Genomic DNA, 2424 nt, shown 5'->3' with positions numbered 1-2424 from the left:
TCATAAATTTCCCGAGAGCCGTAGCGGGTTTGAGCGTTTTTGACTCCAGGGGTAAAAGCAATATTGGTAAATTGTCGTGCCATCAGAAATCCCCTTATTTATCTAGACCGTTATTTATGTAAGCTGTATTTATGTAGACCGGTCTGTCTATTTCAAGATAAATAGACAGGTCTGTATAAAGTCAAGGATTTTCCGCTGATTTTTTTGTAAAGTTTTGTTAAGCAGTGCCCGATAGTCACAGGACACTGAGGAGGGGAAAGTGTTAGGCTAAAATATACCGACTTGTCTATACAAATCGGATTCAGTAACCATGACCAAATTGACTTCATCTCGTAAACCAGTTCGCGATCGCATTTTAGAGAAAGCCTCTGAGCTCTTTTACAAAGAGGGTATTCAGAATGTGGGGATTGATCGCATCATTTCCGAGTCTGGTGTGGCCAAGATGTCACTTTACAACCACTTCAAATCGAAGGATGCTCTGATTGAAGCATTCCTACGACAGCGGGGCGAGAGCTGGCGTGCCTGGTTTATAGAAACTGTTGCCCAACATAGTTCAGATCCCAAAGAGCGTCTATTAGCAATCTTTGATGTGCTTCAATTATGGTTTGAGGCTCCAGATTTTCGGGGCTGTGCTTTCATTAACGCTACTGTAGAGTTGGCCAAGCCCAATCACCCAGGTTATCAGGCGGCTTTGGAGCACCAACAAGCGGTTTATGCCTATATTCTGGATCTGGCTCAGGCTACAGGCATTACTGATCCTGAATTATTGGCTCGACAGTTTTTACTGCTTGTGCAAGGCTCAATTGTTGTAGCGATGATGGAGGGTAACTCCATAGCAGCAGCACAAGGGAAAACCGTTGCTTCAGCATTATTAGGGAGAAGGGAGTAGGGAAGTCAGAAGAGGGAATAGGGAAATGCGATCGCACTGGTTTGTGGACGGTTGAGGGTCAATCAAAAAACCGTTGCGTCAATGGTGTAGATTAAATCAAGATCAACTATGACCAAGTCAACTATCGAGTTGTCGCTTTTTTCCCCGCGCCAAGCACGGGGGTTTTCAGCTTTCAAGAACTCTTCATAAATATGAAAGAGAAGATGGAAATTAGGACAACACCAATAACGAGATTCTCGACAGGTAGGGTAGATTGAGGGTTTTCAAGAAAATTGACTGTCGGTCTGACCACATTTTCCAGATTTATGGGATTGTTAAACTGGACTTCTTGGAAATAAGAATAACTAGGCTCATAACTAGGCTCTTGGGGATTGATGAACACTAGAGAAACAGTTTGAGCCATCGGACTCACTTCGGCTAATTCTTCAAAAACCAAGTTACGGGTGCCGTTAGCAGTCCTGGCGATGGCTGGACTGGTTGAGTTATAATAGATATCTGTGGTGAGAGACACTTGACTAATAAGTAGTACTATAACTAAGGTTACAGGTAAAGCACCGCCTAGGCTATAGGGGTTTCTAGTCCAATCATACCATTAATAGATAAGATTAATAGATACGATTTATACTGAACAACTAAGACAGGAATAAAACTAAGCTCAAAGGAAGTTCAGGGGCTAAGACTGTTGGCATTTTGCCCTTATCAGCACGAGACCGATATACACAGATACCGGATAGACTCAGAGAACGTCTATCGGTTAGTTTATCCGGTATCTGTATGTAAAAACCCATGGTGTGCTTTTCTGGTTGATCAAATGCATTCAGGGGGGACTATCCAAGCATGGTTTTAAGCCATAGCTGGATAAAGCATCACCCCTAGAGACACCACACCAGCAATGATCATGAGTCCAGCTGGCATAAACTTGCGAGTTTTAGCGAGCCGGATCGCAAAGACAATCACCAGTGCAGCTGCTACGGCTATCCCTAAGGTTTGTGCCCAGGGTTGTTCTTGAAGCTGCATTATTCCAGCAAATATTAGCAATAAACCGCTAATTACACCAGAAATGAGAGATATTTTGCTTTTGGCTTTAGCATAGCCCATGATTCCCCCAATCAGGGCTAAGATGCCGTATAAGAGTACTGCTGCAATACTTAGATTCATCATTAAATTTTTTGTCAAACTGAACTCAGTTATACCTCTAGCTCGATACTTCTTTGGTCAAGTCAGCAGAAAACTTAACATTAGGGAGTAGGGAGTAGGGAGTAGGGAGTAGGGAGATTGGATGCAGTCATTAATCGTAGGGTGGGCAGTGCCTAGCAACGGGATTGGCAAGCTTGGTCAATCTGTCTGATCCACTGCCCACCTTACATGAACCAAGCTGATTGAGACTGGTGCCAGATGTCAGGAGTAGGTGCGGCTTGTTCCTACTAGGAGCCTCTAGAAAATAGAGGGGTATGAGTAGGGGACTTCGCGAGGAATAAAAACCTCAAAAGTCTAACTGTCTAACGGATGCGGGTGAAAACCCCGCCCTTCAGGAG

The 2424-nt window shown here is 43.9% G+C and carries 4 protein-coding genes; 1 reads left to right on the top strand and 3 read right to left on the bottom strand.

Annotated elements, in window-relative coordinates:
• The first annotated feature begins 310 nt into the window (after nucleotides 1–310).
• Nucleotides 311–889, top strand: a complete 579-nt coding sequence (locus tag F6K37_RS38270) for a TetR/AcrR family transcriptional regulator (protein WP_287256309.1) — start codon at nucleotides 311–313, stop codon at nucleotides 887–889.
• 172 nt (nucleotides 890–1061) lie between these two features.
• On the opposite strand, the gene F6K37_RS38265 is transcribed toward F6K37_RS38270, so the two are convergent.
• From F6K37_RS38265 to F6K37_RS38255, 3 genes are all read right to left on the bottom strand, one after another.
• The gene (locus F6K37_RS38265; RefSeq protein WP_008179415.1) at nucleotides 1062–1400 is read right to left on the bottom strand and encodes a hypothetical protein; all 339 of its coding nucleotides are present in this window, start codon (nucleotides 1398–1400) and stop codon (nucleotides 1062–1064) included.
• A gap of 121 nt (nucleotides 1401–1521) precedes the next feature.
• A complete protein-coding gene (locus F6K37_RS38260; RefSeq protein ID WP_287256307.1) occupies nucleotides 1522–1677 on the bottom strand; it encodes a hypothetical protein in 156 nt (51 codons plus the stop codon).
• A gap of 55 nt (nucleotides 1678–1732) precedes the next feature.
• Nucleotides 1733–2047: a TMEM14 family protein gene (locus F6K37_RS38255; RefSeq protein ID WP_008179418.1), complete on the bottom strand. Its 315-nt coding sequence runs from the start codon at nucleotides 2045–2047 to the stop codon at nucleotides 1733–1735.
• Nucleotides 2048–2424 lie beyond the last annotated feature (377 nt).

The organism is Moorena sp. SIO4E2, from assembly GCF_010671945.1.
In the GTDB taxonomy this organism is placed as follows: domain Bacteria; phylum Cyanobacteriota; class Cyanobacteriia; order Cyanobacteriales; family Coleofasciculaceae; genus Moorena; species Moorena producens.
Note: the sequence above shows the minus strand (reverse complement) of the source record. Positions and strands in the feature narration are given on the sequence as shown.